This window comes from Ferrimonas sp. YIN67 (assembly GCF_057219095.1).
Genome location: NZ_JBXVVJ010000010.1, coordinates 47232 through 66963, shown reverse-complemented (window position 1 = coordinate 66963; position 19732 = coordinate 47232). Strand labels below are relative to the sequence as shown.

The following is a 19732-nucleotide window of genomic DNA, read 5'->3' as shown; positions in this document are numbered from 1 at the left end:
CATGTCCCCCGACTCTTTCCCATCGCCCGACTTAACGCCCGGCCTGATGATGCTGCACAGCAACCGCATGGAAGACTTGCGTGAGCTGGTGGTGCAGTGGCTCAAACGCTACCCCCTGGCACCACTGGAGGAGGAGATCTTCCTGGTGCAGTCCAACGGCATGGCCCAGTGGCTCAAACTGGCCATGGCCGCCGATGAGGGGCTGGGGATCGCCGCCGGGTTGTCGCTGCAGATGCCGTCGCGGTTCATCTGGCAGATCTACCGCAGCGTGCTGGGCGAGGACGCGGTGCCCAAGGATTCGCCGTTTGATAAGCCGCAGCTGCGTTGGCGTTTGCTGCGGCTGTTGCCGGATCTGCTGGACGACGCCGATTTTGCCCCGCTGCAGCGGTTTTTGAGCGACGATGCCGACTTGCGCAAGCGGGATCAGCTGTGCGAGCAATTGGCGGATCTGCTGGATCAATACCAGGTGTACCGGGCCGACTGGCTGATGGCCTGGAGCGAGGGGCGCGATGTGGTGCTCAGTGCCACGGGGTTTGAGGTCGACGTGCCCGCCGAGCAGGCGTGGCAACCTAAGCTGTGGCGCGCCATTTTGGCGGATCTGGATGAAGTGGATAGGATCAACAGCCGCGCCACCCTGCATCAGCGCTTCCTCGAGCGGATCGCCAGTGGCGAAGCGCCGCAGGATCTCGCCAGGCACCTGCCGCGGCGACTGGTGGTGTTTGGCCTCAGCGCCCTGCCACAGCAGAGCATCGAAGTGCTGGCGGCATTGGCCCCCTATTGCCAGGTCTTGCTGTGCGTGCAAAACCCCTGTCCTCACTACTGGGGGGATATCATCGAAGACAAGGAGCTGTTGCGCCAGAGCCTGCTGGCGCCGCGCCACCGGCGCAAACCCGGCTTGCCGGAGCAGTTGGATCCCGCCCTGCAACACAACCTGGTGAACCCCTTATTGGCGGCCTGGGGCAAGCAGGGCAGGGACTACATCGGCATGCTCTATGAGTACGATCAGCCCGAGCTGTACCAGGGCCGCTTCGATCGCATCGATCTGTTTGCCTCGCCGCTGGAGGATCTGGACGGTGATGCGGTCGAACCAACTCTGCTGCGCCAGTTGCAGGTGGGGATCTTCGAGCTGGAGCCCGTGCCTTCGCCCCCCTGTGCCATCGCCCCGAAGGATGACTCGGTGCAGTTTGCCCTGGCCCACAGCCGTCAGCGCGAGGTGGAGGCGCTGCAGGATGCACTGCTCAAGCGCTTTTGCGCCGATCCCGGCCTGCGGCCTACGGATGTGATCGTGATGATGCCGGACGTCAGCGCCTACGCGCCCCATATCCAGGCGGTGTTTGGCCAAGTGTCGCGGGATGATCCCCGTTTCCTGCCGTTCTCCATCGCCGATCTGCCCGAGCGCGGCTTTGACGTGCTGGTGCTGGCGCTGGAGGCGCTGCTTAACCTCACCGACTCCCGCTTCGCCGTCTCCGAGTTGCTGGATCTGCTGGCGGTACCGGCGCTGCGTGCCCGTTTTGCCATCGACGAGGCCCAGTTGCCGTTGTTGCAGCGCTGGGTCGAGCAGGCCGGGGTCCGCTGGGGCCTCGACGCCGAGCAGCGTCGCAGCCTGGCGCTGCCCGATGACTTAAGTCAGAACACCTGGCACTTTGGCCTGCAGCGCATGCTGCTGGGTTACGCCGTCGGCCGGGGCGAGCCCTGGTCCGGGATCGAGCCGTTTGATGAGATCGGTGGGCTGGACGCGGCGCTGGTGGGCAGCCTGTCCCGACTGCTCGCCGAGCTGGGGGCGCTGTGGCAGGGGCTGCAACAACCCCGCTTGCCCCATGAGTGGGTCAGCCTGTTGCGCGATGCCACCGGCCGCCTGTTTGCTCCCCAGGACGAACATGAGCAGCAACTGTTGCTGCGCCTGGAGGAGGCCTTGATCCAGTGGCAGGAACGCTGCGAGCAGTCCCAACTGGATGAGCCCCTGCCGCTGACCGTGGTTAAGCCGGTGTGCCTGGCGCCCTTTAGTGATGGCGGCGTCAGCCAGAAGTTCCTCGCCGGACGCATCAACTTCTGCACCCTGATGCCGATGCGGGCGATCCCGTTCCGTCAGGTGTGTCTGCTGGGAATGAATGACGAGGATTACCCCCGCAGTCGGCCGCCGATGGATTTCGATCTGATGGCGGATCGCACCCTGGGCGTGGCTGCACGGCCCGGGGATCGCTCCCGCCGCGAAGACGATCGCTACCTCTTCCTCGAAGCCCTGCTGGCGGCCCGCGACGCTCTCTACATCAGCTACCTGGGCCGTAATGCCCGGGACAATGGTGAGCGCACCCCCTCGGTGCTGCTGGGTCAGTTGCAGGATCACATCAAGCAGGGCTATCGGTTGGCGGGCGACGAGCAGAGCGCGGATGCTCTGCTGGCTCACCTCACGGTGATCCATCCGCTGCAGCCCTTCAGTCGTCGTTATTTCGACGGCAAAGATCCGCAGCTCACCACCTTTTCCCGAGAATGGCGGGCCGTACACGAGGGGCATACGGTCAGTGAGCCAGCGTCCCTGTCGCCCTGGCAGCCCGAAGCCGCCATCGGCCTGGCGGAGCTGGCGGCGCTGTTTAAGGATCCCGTCCGCCTATTGCTGACCCGGCGACTGGGCATTTGGCTGCAGAGTGACACCGACACCGCCGACGATCTCGAGCCCTTCGCCCTGGATGGGCTGGAGGCGTACCACATTCGCAATGAGCTGATGGCGACCCTCAGTGGCGCAGCGAGCCAGGAGGAGGATGAGCGGCAGGCACGGTTGCAGATCCAGATCGACCGGCTGCGCGGACGGGGCCAGCTGCCCATGGGCGCCTTTGCCGACTTGGCCAGCGAGGGCCTGGCCAAGCCGGCCCTGGCGGCGTTTGAGCGGGCCCAGGCTCAGCTGCAGGGCAGTGAGCCGGTGGAGGCGCTGGAGTGTTACCACAAGACCGGGGCGCTGGAGCTGGCGGCCTGGTTGACGGATCTGCGGCAAAACCGCGACGGCCTGTTGCGACTGGAGTGCGAGCCCAAGGCCCTGAGCGACGCGAAGGGCGAGCTGAAAAATCCCCTGGCGCTGATCGGCCTCTATCTGGCTCATATCGCTGCCTGCAGCGAAGATAAGGCGCTTACCAGTTTCTACGCAGGCAGTGACAGCCTGTGGCGGATCGAGCCGGTGGAGGGCACCGAAGCCCGTGCGCGGCTGGATCGCTACCTGGCCCTGTACCAGCAGGCGATGGATGCGCCGCTGCCCCTGGGTCCGCGGGCCGCCTTGGCCCTGCTCGGCGGCAAGGAGCCGCAACCGGCCTTCGAAGGGGGCGGATTTGTTATGGGGGACCGGGATAAAAGCCCCTATATCGCCCGTCAGTTTGCCGATTTCTCCGAGCTGGATGAGGCCCGTTTCGCCGAGCTGGCGGAAGATCTGTACGGCCACCTGCTGGCCACCCTGAAGCGCGTCGAGGAGTGAGTCCGATGACCCACAGCGAAACCCATACCCAAACGGATCTCAGCACCGGCGCCGCCCCTGAGATCCTACAGCCGCTGCGCTTTCCACTGGTTGGCACCCGCTTGATCGAGGCCAGTGCCGGCACCGGCAAGACCTTTACCATCGCCGCCCTCTATCTGCGCCTGGTACTGGGCCACAGCCATGAAAAAGGCGGCAATGACGAGCCGCGTCCCCTGAGCCCGGAGGAGATCCTGGTGGTGACCTTCACCAAGGCCGCCACCGAGGAGCTTAAGGATCGCATTCGTCAGCGCCTGGTGGAGGGGGCCGCCTGTTTCCGTGGCCTGTCCGAGGGCGACGACTATCTGCAGTCCCTCAAAGCCGAGTTTGAGCCCGCCGAGCACCCGCGCTGCGCCCTGTTGCTGGATCTGGCCGCCCAGTTGATGGACAACGCCGCCATCCACACCATCCACGGCTGGTGTCAGCGCATGCTCCGTGAGCACGCCTTCGACTCCGGCGCCCTGTTCGAGACCGAGATGGAGACGGACAGCAGTGCCCTGCTGGAGCAGGCGGTGCAGGATTACTGGCGCAGCCAGTTCTACCCGCAAAACCGTGAGAATTTGGTGGCGGTGCGCGAGCTGTATGGCTCCCCCGAGGCGCTGCAAAAGGCGGTGCGTCCGCTGCTGGGGCTGGCAGCGGGCGGTGGTCTCAAGCGGGAGGCCGATCCCTTTGAGCTGGTGGCCAAGCGCAACGCTGCCGTGGCCCGTTGTAAGGATCTCTGGCGCATCGAGTGGCCGCAGTTTTGCGAGCTGTTTGAGCAGTCGCTGGCCCAGGGCTGGGTCAAGAAGAACATGGTCAAGCCGGAGCAGTTGGGCCGCTTAGAGACCTGGCTCGATGGCGACGGAGCGCTGCCGCTGGATGGCCGTGGCAATCTGCTGACGCGCTACACCCCGGCCGAGATGGAGAAGGCGTTGTCGGCGGCGGGCAAGAAGCAGGAGCGCTCGTTGGCCGAGTCGCCCCTGCTGTCGGCGCTGGAGAACCTGATCCGCGAGCTGGACAAGTGGGATCTGAAACCGGCCCTGCTGATCGACGCGGCAGTCTGGATCCAGCAGCGGATCGAGGCGGCCAAGCAGCGCCTGGCCCAGCTGGATTTTGACGATCTGATCCAGCACCTGGGCCGGGCCTTGCAGCAACCAGAGCAGGGCGACCGCTTGGCCCAGCTGATCCGTCGCCAGTTCCCGGTGGCCCTGATCGACGAGTTCCAGGATACGGATCCCACCCAGTATGGGATCTTCCAGAAGCTCTACCTCGAGCAGCCAAATAAGGCGCTGCTGATGATCGGCGATCCCAAGCAGGCGATCTACGCCTTCCGCGGCGCCGACATTCACACTTACCTGCAGGCCCGCCGTGACACGGCCGGGCGCCACTACACGCTGGACACCAACTACCGCTCCACTAAGGCGATGGTGGCCAGTGCCAATGCGCTGTTTGAGCTGGGCCATCGCCACCCCCGCAACACCTTCCTCTATGGCGAGGAGATCCCCTTCGAGCCGGTGAAGGCCAAGGGCAAGGGCAAGAGCCTGCAGTTTGAGGGTGAGGTGCATCCGGCGCTGACCCTGTGGTGGGACGAGAACCCGGATAATGTCTGGAATAAACAGATGTATCTGGCGCGCCAGGCCAAGGGCTGTGCCGATCGGATCACCGCCATGCTCAATGGCGCCCAAAGCGGCACCACGGGCTTTGCCGAGGGGGAGGTGCTGACACCGCTCAAGGAGTCCGACATCGCTATCCTGGTGCGGGACTTTACCGAGGCGCGGGCGGTGCGCTCGGCGCTGGCGGCCAATGGCGTGCGCTCGGTCTACCTGTCGGACAAGGATTCGGTGTTTGCCAGTGAGCAGGCGCAGGATCTGATCTTCATCCTCGAGGCGGTGGCCCACCCGGAGCGGGAAAGCGGCGTCAGGGCGGCGCTGGCGACCCGCACCCTGGGCTGGGACTGGGCCCAGATCGACGCCCTCAATGACGATGAACTGGCCTGGGAGTCGTTGCTGGAGCAGTTTCGCAACCTTCGCCTGTGCTGGCAGGGGCAGGGGATCTTGCCGATGATCCGCCAGGTGCTGGAGCGGTTCAATGTGGCGATCCGGGCGCTGAGCGATCCCCGCTCCGGCGAGCGCAGCCTGACCAACCTGCTGCATCTGGCGGAGCTGCTGCAATCCGTGTCCGGCCGCTTCGATGGCGAGCTGGCGCTGATCCGCTACCTGACCGAGCAGTGCGAGTCCGGCGGTGAGCTGGGGGACGATCAGATCCTGCGGCTGGAAAGCGACGCCGAGCTGGTTAAGGTGGTGACCATCCATAAATCCAAGGGACTGGAATACCCTGTGGTGTTCCTACCCTTTATCCTCGGCTACCGCCAGGCCAGCGATCAGAATGGCTTGCTGTTCTATCGTGACAATAACAACGAAAAGCAGCTGACCTTCAACGCCGATGATGAGGCGCTGGAGCGGGCGGACTTCGAGCGATTGGCGGAGGACATTCGTCTGCTCTATGTGGCCATGACCCGGCCCAGCTTCGCCTGCTACCTGGGGCTGGGGCCGCTGAAACTGGGCCAGCGCGGCAAGCGCGGTGAGCCCAATACCCACCTGGGGGCCTTGGGTTGTCTGCTCGGAGCCGGGGCGGCCCAGAGCAGTGAGCAGTTGCTTACCGAGCTGCAGGCGTTGGCCGGAACTGAGAACGATGGGACGGATGCTGGCAACGGCATCGTATTGCAGCCGCTGCCCGATCCTAAGTTTGATCGCTATATCGGTGCGGCGCAGGAGGGCACATTAGCCCCGGCGCTCACTCCGCCGAGCCGCGCGCCCCGGGCCTGGTGGATCGCCTCCTATTCCGCGATGCTCAAGGGGATGAGCCATGGTAGCGAGGCGGGGCCGGATCCACGCAGCGAGCAGCTGCTGGAGATCGCCGATGAGGCACAGTTGATGGCGCCCAGCGCCGAGCTTTTGCCTGCCGAGGGCAGTATCCACGCCTTCCCAAAAGGGGCGGCGCCGGGCACCTTCCTGCACGATCTGTTCGAGTGGGCCGCAGGCGAGGGACAGGCCACGCAGGGCAGGGGCTTTGCCGGGATCGATCCCCAGGCCTTGACCCGGGAGATCGATCAGCGCTGTGAGCGCCATGGCTATGCCGGGCAGGAGAGCATGCTGGTGCCCTGGTTCGAACGGGCCCTGACCGTGCCCATCCCGCTGCCCACCGGCCAGGCGCCCAGCCTGCTGGAGCTGGAGCAGGTGCAGGCGGAGCTGGAGTTCTGGATCGCCACGGCCCGGGTGGATACCGAGCAGATCGACCGTCTGGTGACCGAGGCGATCTGGCCCGGTGAGGCCCGTCCGGCGCTGCAGGGGGTGACCCTTAACGGCATGCTCAAGGGCTTTATCGATCTGACCTTCTGCTACCAGGGCCAGTTCTTCGTGGCGGACTACAAGTCCAACTACCTGGGGCCGGATGAGAGTGCCTACACGCCCCAGGCGATGCGTCAGGCGATGTTGGCGCACCGCTATGATCTGCAGGCGGCCCTGTATGGCCTGGCCCTGCACCGGTTGCTGGCGTCACGCCTGCCGGATTACGATTTTGACCACCATATGGGAGGTGCCGTGTACCTGTTTCTTCGCGGGCTGGATCCGGACCGTCCGGGTAACGGGGCCCTGACCCTGGCACCGGACAAAACGCTGATCTTGGCATTGGACACGCTGTTTCGCGAGGTGAGCCATGTTGCCTGATCTGCACTCGTCCATCGGCACCCTGTCCGCCCCTGTGCTGCCGCAGCTGGACGCCTACGTTGAACTGCGCTGGTTGCGGGCGCTGGATCTGGCCTTCGCCCGCCTGCTGGCGGCCGAAGCGCCGGACACCCCCGAGCCGGTACTGTTGTGTGCCGCGCTGGCCAGCCATCAGCTGGGCCGGGGCCATATCTGCCTGGATCTGACCGGCCTGCTCGCCGCGCCACAGGCCTTGCTCTCCCTGCCACCGGAGGGCCGGGAGTGGGAGGCACAAAGTCGGCCGGGCCAGTGGCTGGCCGATTGGCAGCTCGACACCCTCAAGGCGCAGCTGCTGGCCTCGGATGTGGTGGATGGCGATGAGCAGGGCAATGCGCCTTTGGTGCTGTCCGGCGACCGCCTCTATCTGCGCCGCTATTTCGAGTACGAGTGCCGCATCGCCGGTGTATTGAAGGCCAAAGTGGCCCAGCGTTTTGCGCTGCCGGATGATCTGCCCAAGCGGCTGGCGACCCTGTTTGATCCCCTTAAGGACAGCGCCGAGTTGGCGGGCGAGACACCCCATTGGCAGAGCATTGCCGCGGCACTGGCGGCCCGGGGCGGCGTAACGGTGATCTCCGGTGGGCCGGGCACGGGCAAAACCACGACCGTGGTGCGTCTGCTGGCCCTGCTGCAGTCCCTGGCACTGGAGGCCGCCGCGCGCGGCGAGGGCAGTGAACGCGGCCTGCGCATCGAGTTGGCCGCGCCCACCGGTAAGGCGGCGGCCCGTCTGTCGGAGTCGCTGGCGGCAACCCTGTCGGGCATTCGTGCTGGCACGGTGGCGGAGATCCCGCCAGAAGTGGGTGCGCTCATTCCCGCAGAAGCGGGCACCCTGCACCGCTTGCTGGGCGCCCGGCCGGATACGCGGCATTTCAAGCATCATGCCGGCAATCCGCTGCACCTGGATCTGCTGGTGGTGGATGAGGCCTCCATGGTGGATCTGGAGATGATGGCGGCGCTGCTCGACGCGGTCCCGCCCCATGCCCGGCTCATTCTGCTGGGGGATAAGGATCAACTCGCCTCGGTGGAAGCCGGTGCCGTGTTGGGGGATCTCTGCCTGCACGCAGGCACCGCGCGCTATCAGGCCGACACCCGGGGCTTTGTCTATCGGGCCACCGGGTTCGATCTGGAGGCCTGGCAGGGGCCGGGCGGGGCACTGGAGCAGCAGATCGTCATGCTGGCCAAGAGTCACCGCTTCGATGCAAAGTCGGGGATTGGCCAGCTGGCCTTTGCGGTTAACGATGGCGACATGGGCCGGGTGCGCCAGGTATGGCGCCAGGGCTTTGGCGATATCGGCTGGCTGCAGCCCAAGGAGGGGCGGGATCCGGCCCTCAAGGCGCTGGTGTTGGCGGGGGAACATGCCCACCTGCACCCCAAGGGGGAGAGCCGTCCGTGTGGCTATCGCCATTACCTGGAGGTGATCCAGGAGGGCAGAGGCCAGGACAGCGAAGCCTGGTGCCGCAAGGTGTTAACGGCCTTTGGTCGCTTCCAGCTATTGTGCGCGGTGCGCGACGGCGATTGGGGCGTCGAGGGACTCAATAAACAGGTGGCCCAGTGGCTGGCCCAGGCGGGCCTCATTACCAGCACCGAAGGCTGGTATGCCGGCCGGCCGGTGATGATGACACGCAACGACTACAGCTTGGGGCTGATGAACGGTGATATCGGGATCTGCCTGCCCTTTGAACAGGAGGGCGAGACGCTGCTGCGAGTGGTGTTCCCTCTGGCCAATGGCTCCCTCAAGCGGGTGCTGCCATCACGCCTCAACTCGGTGGAGACGGTGTACGCCATGACGGTACACAAATCCCAGGGCAGTGAGTTTCAGCATACGGCCATGGTAATGCCGGAGCGGGGCAGTCCGGTGCTGACCCGGGAGCTGGTGTACACCGGCATTACCCGAGCGCGGGACTGGTTCACCCTGGTGGCGCCCCAGCCGGCCTTATTGGCGCAGGCGGTGGCGTTGCGCACCCGGCGCGCCAGTGGGCTCGCTGCGCAGTTGGGGATGATCTGAGTCAGCCCGCCCAGAGCGCCAGGTAGATCCCGCAGCCCAGGCCGAGCACGACGACGCTGGAGCGTGCCGGCGGGAGATCTCCGATGTAGAACATGGGGTGGAGCAGGCGGGTGATCAGAAACAGCAGCCCGGGAAGAAACAGGCTGTGGGGATCGGCGCCCCGCAGCGTGGCGGCCAGCAGGCAGGCGCAGAAGAAGCCCAGCGCCTCCCAGGCATTGCGCTGTGCGGCAGCAATTCGGTGGGCCTTGTCACTGAGCCCCGCGTCCTGAAGGCGCGGGTGGTGCATGTCGATGCCCCCCTGAGTGCGCCATTTGAAATAGCCGTTGTAGGCGGCCAGCAGATAGGGCAGCAGGGCGAGCACCAGCAGGATGAGGACGATGGTGGGCATAGTACACTCCGTCGATTAACGTGCGCTAAGTGTAGGATGCGGATGGAAAAAAAGGTTTGCTTTGGATAGAAAAATGCCGCCGCGATCGAGACCGCAGCGGCAATAAACGCTTCGCCTTTAATTTTGGTTAGAGTGTGTCTTTCCCCTAAAAGGCACACTGGGTGGCGAATAGCGTCAGAATATCCAACCCGGCGTCGAAAGTCTGACAAAACTGCGCTGCGATTGTGAATTTGTGGAGAAGTTCACTCTGAGTGCTTAGTTGTGTGACGCAAGTCGCACCGGTCCGGATTTTGGGTAAGAAAAAGCCGCTGCAAAGTCCTTGCAGCGGCGTAATGTACTTTCGCCTAGTTGTTGATTATGTCGGTCCCTTCCCCTAAAGGTTCCGGCGTGGGCGAATGGATACAGAATAACCAGATGGTGGCAAATTGCTCGAACTATTGCTAATGAATGAACAAAAGTGAGGTGTGGCGCATGTTGCCGAGGTGGTGCTGTGACCTGTGTCACGTCGAGGGGTGCTGTCAAAGCAAATGGTAAGGAGGTGCCTGGGGAAGAAAATGGATATACTCGTCGACACCAAAAAGTATTATTTTCATCTTCATGAACATTGATTTTAGAACGTTTTTTAAAGGTATGGCCATGGGGGCGGCGGACGTCGTACCGGGCGTTTCCGGTGGTACCATCGCTTTCATCAGTGGGATCTATGATCGACTGCTGGAGAGTATCCGTCGGATCAATCCTAGCCTTTGGCGGCACTTTCGAACACAGGGCATGGTGGCGACCTGGCAGCATATCAGTGGCAGTTTCCTGTTGACCCTGTTTTTGGGGATAGGCACCAGTATCCTGTCGCTTGCCCGGTTGATTTCCTACCTTCTGGAGGCCCACCCCATCCCTTTGTGGAGCTTTTTCTTTGGCCTTATTACCATCTCATTGATCCATATCGCACGGCAGATCCCAGAGCATGACTTGGGCACGGCCGGTGCTGCCATTGTAGGATTTCTTTTGGCTTGGCTGCTGACGGTCAGCCATCCCCTGGCCCTGGAGCCGACGACAGTAAATATCTTGCTGGCGGGTATGCTGGCGATCTGTGCCATGATCCTGCCGGGGATCTCCGGCAGTTTTATTCTGCTGTTGCTGGGGATGTATGGTCCGGTGATCGGGGCCGTTAAGGGATTTGACCTGTCTATCCTGGCTGTCTTTGCTTGTGGCTGTGTATTGGGCCTGTTGAGCTTTTCCCATCTGCTCTCCTTCCTCTTGTCACGTTTTCGTTCCCTGACTCTGGCGTTTCTGTGCGGCCTGATGCTGGGTACACTTAATAAGGTCTGGCCTTGGAAGGTGGCTTTGACCACACGGATAGACTCCAAGGGGGTGACAGTTCCTTTGACTGAGCAGGCGTTAACCCCCTGGGGCTTTGAATCGGTCAGTGGTGAATCGGCTCAGATCATGGTGGCTCTGGCGGCGATGCTGCTCGGAGTTGGTCTGGTGTGGGGTCTGGAGCGTTACGCCGGTCAGGAGCGGAAAGCGGACGAGGCATAAGCGCTTGGGTGGATCATTAGTGAAGTAGATCAGCCCTCCCTCAGGGGACCTAGACTGAGCCGACAGCGCACGCGAAGATAAGGCGCATTGCTTCAGTTATGCCAATGACCTTTGGTGTTGATGAGGGCTAGTTGACGGCTTTATCCGTGATCGTCGCGCGCCTCTTTGCCGGGCTTTGGTTAGAGTCGGCGGTGATCATAAGGCCCACAAAAGGGAACTTTTGTGCCACGATGAGCTTGTTAGCTCAATGCTGGCACAGCCATCTGCCCTGTCCTTTTTATCAGGGGAGAGGTTGAACAAAAAAAGCGCAGCCATGAGAGGCTGCTGCGACGGGAAAGGAATGAGTTATCCACAGAGTTGCTACCAGATTTTGTGGGTAACCTTTTTACATGCCAAGTTTTGGCTTTTGCTTGAAATATCGACAGTTAGCCAAGTCGAACTTGTGCTCGGTCTGCATGGTAAGTCAAAATGCACGACTAAATAATCACGTTAAGGGAATGAATCCATGGCTCTGAGCAAGGTCGCCATCGTGGGGGGCACCCATGGCAACGAATTTTCAGGGATCCAATTGGTGAAACAGTGGCGGCTCAATCCGGAATCATTGTGTCGTCCAGGATTGTCCGTATCCACCGTTTGGGCCAACCCCAACGCCAATCAAGCGAATCGTCGTTATCTGGAACTGGATCTGAATCGACAATTTGAACCTGCCCGCTTAGCGGATCCTGAACTTCGTGAATATGAAGCCTTACTGGCCAAGTCGCTGGATCGTCAATTGGGTCCCAAACGGGATCCCAAAACCGATCTGGTGATCGATCTACACAATACGACCAGTAATATGGGCCCAACACTGATCCTGCTGGATGCGAGTCTCTGGTCGCGCCAGTTGGCCGCCTATGTGAAGGCGCGGATGGATGAGGCCGTGATCCTGCTCGAAGATGCCAAACCTCAGCAGGAGTGGGGGTACCTTTGTAGTGTTGGTAAGCGGGGGGTGATGGTGGAGGTGGGGCCTCAACCTCAGTCCGTGCTGCGTCAGGATGTACTGGAGCAGATGGAGAGAATGGTCGCTCTGATCCTGGACTATACCGCTTTGGAACTAGCGGGAGATCTGCCTCAGTTGCCAGAAAGAGTGGAAGCCTATCGTTACCTGGAAACAGTGCGTCTGCCACTGGATCCCCAGGGCAGGCCACTGGCCATGGTTCATCAGCGTTTAGAAGGTGCTGACTTTGAGCTCTTGCATCCGGGTGAGCCTATTTTCCAGTATTTCGATGGTGAGGTGGGATGTTTTGACGGTGAGGAGCCAGTCTACCCGCACTTTATCAACGAAGCGGCGTATTACGACAGCCATAATGCCTTCTCGACGGCACAGAAGGTGATCCTGTCGAGCCGCGACTGATGGATTAAGAGAACGATTCGTTATTTATATATAGCGAAGAGATCTGATGGCACAACATCTGGTAGTTGTTGTCTTGAATAAGTGACATATACTGAGTTTGCGTGTTGTTCGGATCCCAGTTCCGACCTATAAAAAGCTGCCTTCCCAGGGCGGCTTTTTTATCGCTCTAGTTACCGCAGGAAGAGGTGCTGTGCCTCAACAGGGATGTAGCTTGGTTGTTTCCTGATGTTGCGCGCCGTCACTCCGTGTTCAACGTTCTGATACGATTGGCTGTTTGTTCTTCCTCCTGAAATATCTTCATACAGAAGTTCACCTTTTGCATCTTGAAAATGGATCGGGTCGCCCCGATGATCTGTGACATAGCAGCGTCTTGGCGCTGTGGTGCTAATTTAGGAGAAGAAATGAAGCGCATCTTTCTGTTTATTCTGACCAACCTGGCTGTCATGGTGGTGTTCTGGGTTGTCTTGTCCATCCTGTTCTCTGTGTTTGGGGTTCAATATCACAGTGTGACCGGTTATGCCATGGTCGCCGTGGTGGTTGGCATGAGCGGCTCCTTCATCTCCCTGGCCATCTCTAAATGGTCGGCTAAAAAGTCCATGGGTCTGCAGGTGATCGAGCAGCCGCGCGATGAAACCGAAGCCTGGTTGATGGACACCGTGGCCCGTCAGGCCCAGCAGGCAGGGATCAAGATGCCGGAAGTGGCCATCTACTCTGCGCCGGAGATGAATGCGTTCGCAACCGGGCCAAGTAAAAACAACTCCCTGGTGGCGGTCTCCACTGGCCTGATGTACGGCATGAACCGTGACGAAGTGGAAGCGGTGTTGGCTCACGAGGTCAGCCACGTAGCCAATGGCGATATGGTGACCATGGCGCTGATCCAGGGCGTGGTGAACACCTTTGTGATCTTCCTGGCGAAGATGATCGCCGGTCTGGTCAGCGGTGCCCTGAGCAACGACGAAGAGGGCGAAAACTACGGTGGCATGACCTTCTTTGTGGTGGATCTGATCCTGCAGATCGTCTTTGGTATGCTGGCTTCCCTCATCGTCATGTACTTCTCTCGTCAGCGTGAGTTCAAGGCCGATGCGGGCGGTGCGGCCCTGGCGGGTCGTGAAAAGATGATTGCGGCACTCGAGCGTCTGCGTCACGGTCACGAGAGCAGCATGCCGCAAAACATGGCGGCATTTGGGATCAGCGGTAAGAAATCCATGTCTGAACTGCTGATGACCCACCCGCCGCTTGAGCAGCGCATCGATACCCTGCGTCGCGGGGCGTAAATCTGTCGAAAGTGACGTAAGGGCGGCCCGAGGGCCGCCCTTTTTGATCTTGCTTAAGATAGGACAGGGTGAAAGGCGCTAGAAATTGAGAAGTGTCTCAGGGTGAGCTAGTTTTGTGAGATTGTTTGCAAAAATGGCGCTGTTGCCGGAGCGGGAGAGTAAGTGATGAAGAAGTGGTGGTTAGTGGTATTGGGGTTGAGTCTACCTCTGGGGGCCGGGGCCGCCGACCTGTTGGCGGACATGCACGCAGATATGGCGGGGTGTGAGTCCTGCCACGAAGAGGGGGCGCCTTCGAGTGATTTTGCCTATGAGAATGAGCAGTGTGCCACGTGTCATGGTGGTATGGCCGACCTGGATGGTGATCATCATGCGGTCCATGACGGCATGTTGATGTGCTCAGATTGTCACAATGTTCATGATATGGAGGTGGGCCAGGCACCTGGCTGTGATGATTGCCATGATGATGGCCGAACGCCCTAAAGGGGTTACTCTGAGCCGGCCGTTTGCGCCGGCTTTTTTGAATCTGGTTCCGCAAACGCTTAAAAATTATCGGTTTAGCCAAGAAACTGAGATCCAAGCAACGGTTTATACTTAGCCATCCTGATAGAGTTCGCGCAGCCCCCGGTGTCTTAGGTTAGCACTTGAGCAGTCCTGTACTGAGCCGGGGTTCATATGTGTGAGGATGAGAATATGTTCAAAAAATTGCTGGTAGCCGTTTTCGGTATCGGTATGGCCTTTGGTGCCGCCGCTTCTATCGCTGACAACCACGCCGACATGGCCGGTTGTGAGTCCTGCCACGCAGACGGTATGCCGTCTGCCGATCTGGCCCACGAAGTTGAGCAGTGTGCTGCGTGTCACGGTGGTATGACCGATATGGACACACCGCACCCACAGCACGACGGCATGCTGAACTGTAACGACTGCCACGTTGCGCACGAGCAGGAGTCCGGTGCTGACGCCAACGCGAGCTGCGACACTTGTCACTAAGACAGGCTGTTTGATAAAACGCCGGCCTTTGGGCCGGCGTTTTTGTCTCTGGTGATTTTCATTCGGGTCCGGTCTGTCTAAAATGGTGCCGTCTTTACGGAGTAGCAATGCAGTATCCAGTTAACGAGATCTTTGAAACCCTGCAGGGGGAAGGCGTCCATACTGGCGTGCCGGCGGTATTCCTGCGTTTGCAGGGGTGCCCAGTGGGATGCGCCTGGTGCGACACTAAACATACTTGGTCGTGTAACGAATCCGATCGGGTCGAACCTGATCAGGTGATCGGGCTCTCTGGTGACAAGGTGCAGTGGAGCGACTGGCCCTTAGCTCGGTTGGTCGAACACCTAACGGGGGGGACCTACCATGCCCGTCATCTGGTGATCACGGGCGGTGAGCCGTGCCTGTATGATCTGCGTGCTTTGACTCAGGCGATGGAGGAGCAGGGTTGGCAGTGCCAAATTGAAACGTCTGGCTGTTTTGAGATCCGGACCTCATCGGCTTGCTGGGTGACGGTTTCGCCGAAAGAGGGAATGAAGGGGGGACTGGATCTGTGCCCTCAGGCACTGGAGCGGGCCGATGAGATTAAGTATCCGGTGGCGACCCAGGTTCACATCGATAATTTGCACGCCTTGCTTTCGGGCTTACCCGATAATCCAAAGCGGGTGGTGGCGCTACAACCGATCAGTCAACGGCCCAGAGCCACTGCACTATGCATTGAGCAGTGTATCCGCAATAACTGGCGGTTATCCGCGCAGGTGCATAAATACCTGGCCATCGATTAACGGCTGAGAGGACAGCCCTTGGGCTGCCCTTTCGCGATCAGGCATCACCGGTAAAACGGCAACCGGATGTGCAGGTTTCCATGATCTCAACCGCGCTGAGTTGAGGGAGATCCGGTTTCAGTTCGGTCCAGATCCAGCGGGCCAACACTTCACTGGTGGGGTTCTCCAGTCCGGGAATGTCGTTGAGATAGTGGTGATCGAGGCGCTCCCAGATGGGTTTAAATACGGCCTTAAGATCACTGAAGTCCATGATCCAACCGGTGCGGGGATCCACCTCTCCGCTGATCGCGATACGAACCTTGAAGGAGTGCCCGTGCAAGCGTCCACATTTGTGCCCCGTCGGGACGTGGGGCAATTTATGGGCGGCTTCGAAGTAAAACTCTTTGTAGATCTCAGTGGCCATGGCCTTTACCTCATGAATATTCAGCGCGGCAGTGTGCCACGGTGTCAGGCCCCTGACAATCTTTGCATCAGCCCTCCTATAATCGCACTCGAAGGCTATTCGATTCGGAAAAACAATGGTATTTTCCGTTTTATAAACGATTGGACCGAGCTGACATGATCCGGTAGAAATGATGGGTCTGTCCCTATCACCCTATGCAGGAGAAAAATGTGAAAAAAACGCTATTGGCCTTGGTAACCTTTGTACTTGTTGGTTGTGGCGGCCCGGAAGCCATCTGGGTACACGACAGCAAAGATACGCAGGGCTTTATGACGGATAGGGACTTCTGTAATCGACGCATCGATCCGGCCGAGGCCGGTTTTAACGAGCGCTTTGATCGCTGCATGGGCCAGTTTGGCTGGCGGAAGGAAGCGAAGTAATAACAAAGGGGCCGCAAGGCCCCTTTGTTATCTTGGGACTAACGACCTGCGACGGATACTGCTCTAACTTGTCCGCAATCCATTCTCATTGCTATCTTGGCACTATCCCTATCAGGAGATTGCCATGAAAGTCCTCCCCCTGAATCAAGAAGAACAACGTGTGTTGGAGCAGCAGGCAACGGAAAAGCCTTTCTCCGGACGTTTTCTCTACCTGGATAGCCCCGGGCACTATCGGTGCCGTCGCTGCCAGGCACTCCTCTATCGGTCTGAAGACAAGTTTGACAGTGGATGTGGTTGGCCGGCTTTTGATGATGCCATGGAGGGGGCGATCCGTTGTCGGCAGGATCCGGATGGTCGCCGCACCGAGATTGTGTGTGCTGCCTGTAATGGGCACCTGGGGCATCTATTCGAAGGGGAGCGGTTAACGCCGAAAAATGTGCGGCATTGTGTTAATGCCTTGGCCATGGACTTTTTACCCAACTCCCAGGAAAAAGTGGCGACGGCAATATTTGGCGGGGGATGTTTCTGGTGCCTCGAAGCCTTGTTTCAAAGGGTCAGGGGAGTGAGGAAGGTCTGCAGTGGCTATTGTGGTGGTACGGCGGAACAGGCCGACTATGCCAGCGTCTGTCGGGGTGACAGTGGCCATATTGAAGTGATCCGGCTGGAATATGAGCCAAGCATCATCAGTTTTGGCCAACTGTTGGAGTTGTTTTTCGACTGCCATGATCCGACCAGTGAAGACCAGCAGGGTGCTGACAGGGGAAGCCAGTATCGCAGTGTGGTGTTTTGCCAGGATGATGATCAGCTACAACAGGTACGGGCTTACAAAGCCCGGCTAACGGCTTCGGGCCAGTACCTGGGTCCTTTGGTGACGGAGATCCGTCAAGCCTCAACTTTTTATCCGGCAGAGCCGGGCCATCGGGACTACTTTAACCAAAACAGCGAGCAACCCTATTGTGCTTTGAACATCAAACCAAAGTTGATAAAGCTGGCAGGGAAGTATTCGGATCGTATCGATATATCCAAATTATAAACGGGCAGAGGAAGCAGGTATGAAAGGAATGATCTACACCGAGTTTCTTGATCTGGTCGATAGGCAGTTTGGTCTGGAGATCACCGAGGCGATGTTGGAACAGGCGCACCCGGCCAGTGGTGGCGCCTACACGGCGGTTGGTGATTATCCTCATAAAGAGATCATCGGCCTGGTTGCGGTTTTATCCGATTTGGTTCAGGTGCCGGAAGAGGACTTGCAATTGGCGTTTGGCAAGGTTCTGTTTTCTCGCCTGGTGGCATCTCATAATCTGGATTTGGCGAACTACAGAGGGGTGTTTGATTTTTTGCACCAGGTGGAATCCGATATCCATCGTCATGTCCGCAAACTGTATGATAAAGCCGCTCCCCCAACTCTGGAGTTTGATGAGCATACTGCAGAGCGCCTTGTGATGCGCTATTTGAGTCACCGTGGTATGTACGCTGTGGCCCATGGACTGATCCTGGGTTGCGTGGCTCAGTTTGGTGAGTCGCTTACGGTACAGTGTGAGCTGTTGGCACCGGATGGCACAGAAGCCCGTTTCGTACTGGAGCGTGACTAAATGGGGATAGATTGGCAGCGGCGCTGTGAACGTGAGCGCCAGGCCCGCCTTTCTGCAGAGCAGATGCTAGAGGTACGCAGTGAGCAGTTGTATGAGGCCAATCGAGCCCTGATCCGAGCGAATGAACAACAAAGCTCTTTGCTGGCCGATCAGTCTACGGAGTTAGCCCGTAGACGCTTTTATGAAGGAACCTTGAACCGGATCTATACCCTGTTGCTGGACAGTTCCTTCCGCCAGGCCCGTCAGGCCATATTAAATCTGCGTGACGTGATGCTGGAGGTGTTGTCCAGTGGGCAAGTCTGGATCTATTGGCAAGGTGAGTGGCTAGGACGAGATCAAGCGCATTCCGATCCCTGGCGGGAGCAGGAGTGGCAAACTCTTAGTTGCGGCGACCCCGAAGTGCATAATAACGGAATGCACAGCGGTGTCTGGATAGCGGATCAGAAGCAGAAACTTGCCCTGGTGATCCTAAGCGAGAAAGAGGAAAACTGGGGTGAGGTCGAGGCCTGGTACCTGCACAGCATTTTGGCCTGTCTGAGGGGCTATCAGACAAACGTTCGGGCTTTTTACAAGATGCAACAGGCGGAAAGGGAGACCAAGCGGATGGCTCAGATCCGCTACCGTTTCCTGGCATCGGTGACCCATGAGCTTCGCACGCCCCTCAATGGCATGTTGGCCGGTACAGAATTGTTGCTCGCGAGCGAGTTATCGACAGAGCAGAAGCAACTGCTTGAGATCATCGACCGGTCGGGCCAGGGATTGCTTGCATTGATCAACGATGTACTGGATTACGCCAAGATTGAAGAGGGGCGTTTTTCCCTCTGCCCCAGCCCGACACGGGTCGACCAGTTGTTACAAGACTGTCTGACGACCGTTGAGGCTACCGCCCAGGAGAAGGCGTTGGCCTTGACGTTTGATTGGCAGGGACCCCGGCCTCTCTGGCTGGAGGTCGATCCGGTACGTTTGCGTCAGCTGTTACTCAATCTACTGGGCAATGCCATTAAGTTCACCGACGAAGGGGAGGTCAGGCTTGAGGGACGGTGGGAGCAAGGCGCTTTAAAACTGGTGGTCAGCGACAGCGGCTGCGGCATGGCACCCTCCCTGATCAGCCAGATCTTCAAGCCATTTTCGCAGGCCGAGACGGCCCAGCACCGAGGCACGGGTTTGGGCTTGGCGATTTGCCATCATCTGTGTGAGGCGATGGACAGTGATATTGAGGTGGTGTCAGAGCCAGGCACAGGCACCGAGTTTCGCTTAACTATCCCCCTTCAGCCCTGCGTGGCAAATGATCACGGTCAGCCCACAGCTGTGCCGGAAGCGCGCCATGGTCACATTCTTTTGGTCGAAGATACTCAGGCAAACCAAGTGGTTGCCAAACTGATGTTGGAGCAGGCCGGTTATGAGATCACCCTGGCGAATAATGGTGAAGAGGCACTAGAATTGTGCCGGAGCGTGAGGTTTGATCTCATCTTAATGGATTGCCGTATGCCAGTGATGGATGGATTCAGCTGTACCCGTCGTCTACGTAAGCTGGATTATCCTGCGCCCATCCTGGCTTTGACAGCCACTACGACGGATGAAGCGATGCGCCAATGTCGCTTGGCTGGGATGGACGATGTCTTGCATAAGCCCTTTCAAAAGCGTGGCCTATTGGCGAAAATCGATCATTGGATGCAAAAGGGGAGCTTCCCCAGTCAAATACAGGAGTAAAGGGTGCAATCGGATCATC

The 19732-nt window shown here is 59.5% G+C and carries 15 protein-coding genes; 13 read left to right on the top strand and 2 right to left on the bottom strand.

Annotated elements, in window-relative coordinates:
- The first annotated feature begins 46 nt into the window (after positions 1-46).
- From recC to recD, 3 genes are read left to right on the top strand one after another with little or no spacing between them, the layout of a single operon-like run.
- On the top strand, positions 47-3457 hold the full coding sequence (recC, locus tag AC2D8U_RS18210) for an exodeoxyribonuclease V subunit gamma (protein ID WP_484620501.1): 3411 nt from the start codon (positions 47-49) through the stop codon (positions 3455-3457).
- A 5-nt stretch (positions 3458-3462) separates the two neighbouring features.
- Complete coding sequence (gene recB / locus AC2D8U_RS18205; protein ID WP_484620500.1) at positions 3463-7197, top strand: exodeoxyribonuclease V subunit beta; 3735 nt, start codon at positions 3463-3465, stop codon at positions 7195-7197.
- Positions 7187-9235 (top strand): exodeoxyribonuclease V subunit alpha, encoded by a 2049-nt coding sequence (gene recD, locus AC2D8U_RS18200; protein ID WP_484620499.1) that lies wholly within the window; start codon positions 7187-7189, stop codon positions 9233-9235. Before recB ends, recD begins: the two co-directional genes overlap by 11 nt.
- 1 nt (position 9236) lies before the next feature.
- Here the strand turns inward: recD and AC2D8U_RS18195 are convergent, their stop codons facing one another.
- Positions 9237-9623, bottom strand: a complete 387-nt coding sequence (locus tag AC2D8U_RS18195) for an MAPEG family protein (protein ID WP_484620498.1) — start codon at positions 9621-9623, stop codon at positions 9237-9239.
- 597 nt (positions 9624-10220) lie between these two features.
- Between AC2D8U_RS18195 and AC2D8U_RS18190 the strand changes: the two genes are divergently transcribed.
- The 6 genes from AC2D8U_RS18190 to queE all read left to right on the top strand — a co-directional run bounded on the left by AC2D8U_RS18190 (position 10221) and on the right by queE (position 15589).
- Positions 10221-11156 carry a polyprenyl-phosphate transporter gene (locus AC2D8U_RS18190; RefSeq protein ID WP_484620497.1) on the top strand — a complete coding sequence of 312 codons (936 nt, stop codon included), beginning with the start codon at positions 10221-10223 and terminating at the stop codon, positions 11154-11156.
- 505 nt (positions 11157-11661) lie between these two features.
- On the top strand, positions 11662-12549 hold the full coding sequence (locus AC2D8U_RS18185; protein ID WP_484620496.1) for an aspartoacylase: 888 nt from the start codon (positions 11662-11664) through the stop codon (positions 12547-12549).
- Positions 12550-12950: 401 nt separating this feature from the next.
- The gene (htpX, locus tag AC2D8U_RS18180; RefSeq protein WP_484620495.1) at positions 12951-13823 is read left to right on the top strand and encodes a protease HtpX; all 873 of its coding nucleotides are present in this window, start codon (positions 12951-12953) and stop codon (positions 13821-13823) included.
- A gap of 165 nt (positions 13824-13988) precedes the next feature.
- Positions 13989-14303, top strand: coding sequence for a cytochrome c3 family protein (locus AC2D8U_RS18175; RefSeq protein WP_484620494.1), 315 nt, complete (start codon positions 13989-13991; stop codon positions 14301-14303).
- Positions 14304-14513: 210 nt separating this feature from the next.
- Complete coding sequence (locus AC2D8U_RS18170; protein WP_484620493.1) at positions 14514-14810, top strand: cytochrome c3 family protein; 297 nt, start codon at positions 14514-14516, stop codon at positions 14808-14810.
- Between the two features lie 107 nt (positions 14811-14917).
- Positions 14918-15589, top strand: a complete 672-nt coding sequence (gene queE, locus AC2D8U_RS18165; RefSeq protein WP_484620492.1) for a 7-carboxy-7-deazaguanine synthase QueE — start codon at positions 14918-14920, stop codon at positions 15587-15589.
- Positions 15590-15626: 37 nt separating this feature from the next.
- Here queE and queD read toward each other — a convergent pair whose 3' ends face one another.
- The gene (queD, locus tag AC2D8U_RS18160) at positions 15627-15992 is read right to left on the bottom strand and encodes a 6-carboxytetrahydropterin synthase QueD (protein ID WP_484620491.1); all 366 of its coding nucleotides are present in this window, start codon (positions 15990-15992) and stop codon (positions 15627-15629) included.
- A gap of 209 nt (positions 15993-16201) precedes the next feature.
- Here queD and AC2D8U_RS18155 point away from each other — a divergent pair, with 209 nt between their 5' ends.
- The 4 genes from AC2D8U_RS18155 to AC2D8U_RS18140 all read left to right on the top strand — a co-directional run bounded on the left by AC2D8U_RS18155 (position 16202) and on the right by AC2D8U_RS18140 (position 19713).
- Positions 16202-16411: a hypothetical protein gene (locus tag AC2D8U_RS18155; RefSeq protein WP_484620490.1), complete on the top strand. Its 210-nt coding sequence runs from the start codon at positions 16202-16204 to the stop codon at positions 16409-16411.
- 124 nt (positions 16412-16535) lie between these two features.
- Entirely contained in the window at positions 16536-17444 is a 909-nt protein-coding gene (locus tag AC2D8U_RS18150; protein WP_484620489.1) for a bifunctional methionine sulfoxide reductase B/A protein, read from the top strand.
- A 19-nt stretch (positions 17445-17463) separates the two neighbouring features.
- The gene (locus AC2D8U_RS18145) at positions 17464-18003 is read left to right on the top strand and encodes a heme NO-binding domain-containing protein (protein WP_484620488.1); all 540 of its coding nucleotides are present in this window, start codon (positions 17464-17466) and stop codon (positions 18001-18003) included.
- Positions 18004-19713, top strand: coding sequence for an ATP-binding protein (locus AC2D8U_RS18140; RefSeq protein ID WP_484620487.1), 1710 nt, complete (start codon positions 18004-18006; stop codon positions 19711-19713).
- The last annotated feature ends 19 nt before the right edge of the window (positions 19714-19732 follow it).